1 protein-coding gene is annotated in these 728 nt (G+C 41.5%); it reads left to right on the top strand.

Going from position 1 to position 728, the window contains the following annotated elements; genetic code table 11:
* Positions 1-728: ABC transporter ATP-binding protein (locus GMD1S_RS10665; protein ID WP_000314058.1), on the top strand; the 728-nt coding region annotated here is incomplete at both ends.

The raw sequence follows: 728 nt of genomic DNA on the forward strand, positions 1-728 counted from the left end.
TCTCGTTTGACCAATGATACTGAGACCATCAGTGATATGTTTTCGGGAATTTTATCCAGCTTTATTTCAGCAGTTTTCATCTTTCTGACAACTCTGTATACCATGTTGGTGCTGGATTTTCGTTTGACAGCTTTAGTTTTGCTCTTTCTACCCTTGATTTTCCTTTTAGTCAATCTCTATCGGAAAAAGTCAGTGAAAATCATCGAAAAAACCAGAAGTCTCTTGTCAGATATCAATAGTAAGCTGGCAGAGAATATCGAGGGAATCAGGATTATCCAGGCCTTCAACCAAGAGAATCGCCTGCAAGCAGAATTTGATGAAATCAACCAAGAACACTTGGTCTATGCCAACCGTTCTGTGGCCTTGGATGCCCTCTTTTTGAGACCTGCCATGAGTTTGCTGAAACTCCTAGGATATGCAGTCTTGATGGCCTACTTTGGTTACCGCGGGCTTTATCTGGGAATAACAGCAGGAACCATGTATGCTTTTATCCAGTACATCAATCGGCTCTTTGACCCCTTGATTGAGGTGACGCAAAACTTTTCAACCCTTCAAACTTCTATGGTCTCAGCTGGACGTGTCTTTGCCTTGATTGACGAGAGGACCTATGAACCCCTTCAAAAGGATAGCCAAGCAAAGATTACAGAAGGTAATATTCGGTTTGAGCACGTGTGTTTCTCATATGATGGAAAACACCAGATTCTAGATGATATTTCCTTTTCAGTTAA

It is taken from the genome of Streptococcus sp. GMD1S, from assembly GCF_000296875.1.
Classification (GTDB): Bacteria; Bacillota; Bacilli; order Lactobacillales; family Streptococcaceae; genus Streptococcus.